Consider the following 980-nt stretch of genomic DNA (forward strand, 5'->3'; position numbering starts at 1 on the left):
CAGAACCCGGCGCGCCAGTCGCTCATCAAGGCCGGCTTGCCCGACATGGTGCCCGGCATGACGATCAACAAGGTCTGCGGCTCGGGCCTGAAAGCGGTGATGCTGGCGGCGAACGCGATCATCGCGGGCGATGCGGAAATCGTCATCGCGGGCGGTCAGGAAAACATGAGCGCGGCGCCGCACGTGCTGCCGGGCTCGCGTGACGGCTTTCGCATGGGCGATGCAAAGCTGATCGACACGATGATCGTCGATGGCCTGTGGGACGTCTATAACAACTACCACATGGGCACGACGGCGGAGAACGTCGCGAGGGAATTCGGCATCACGCGCGAGCAGCAGGACGCGTTCGCGGCGCTGTCGCAGAACAAGGCGGAAGCCGCGCAGAATGCGGGCCGCTTCGACGACGAAATCGTGCCGATCGCGATTCCGCAACGCAAAGGCGAGCCGCTGCAATTCACCACCGACGAATTCGTGCGCCACGGCGTGACGCCCGAAGCGCTTTCGGGCCTGAAGCCCGCGTTCTCGAAGGAAGGCACGGTGACGGCGGCGAACGCGTCGGGCATCAACGACGGCGCGGCGGCGGTGGTCGTGATGTCGGCGAAGAAGGCTGAAGCGCTCGGTTTGACGCCGCTCGCGCGCATCAAGGCGTACGCGAACGCGGGCGTCGATCCGAAGATCATGGGCATGGGTCCGGTGCCGGCATCGAAGCGCTGTCTGGAGCGCGCGGGCTGGTCGGTGAACGATCTGGATCTGATGGAAATCAACGAAGCGTTTGCCGCGCAGGCGCTGGCGGTTCACAAGCAGATGGGCTGGGATCAGGAAAAGATCAACGTGAACGGCGGTGCGATCGCGATCGGTCATCCGATCGGCGCGTCGGGCTGCCGGATTCTCGTCACGCTGCTGCACGAAATGCAGAAGCGCGACGCGAAGAAGGGTCTGGCGTCGCTGTGCATCGGCGGCGGGATGGGTGTCGCGCTGGC

The 980-nt window shown here is 65.2% G+C and carries 1 protein-coding gene; it reads left to right on the forward strand.

The features are described from left to right. On the forward strand, positions 1-980 hold a 980-nt coding region (locus NOV72_RS31725; protein WP_106858443.1), incomplete at both ends, for an acetyl-CoA C-acetyltransferase.

It is taken from the genome of Caballeronia novacaledonica (genome assembly GCF_900258035.1).
Lineage (GTDB): Bacteria > Pseudomonadota > Gammaproteobacteria > Burkholderiales > Burkholderiaceae > Caballeronia > Caballeronia novacaledonica.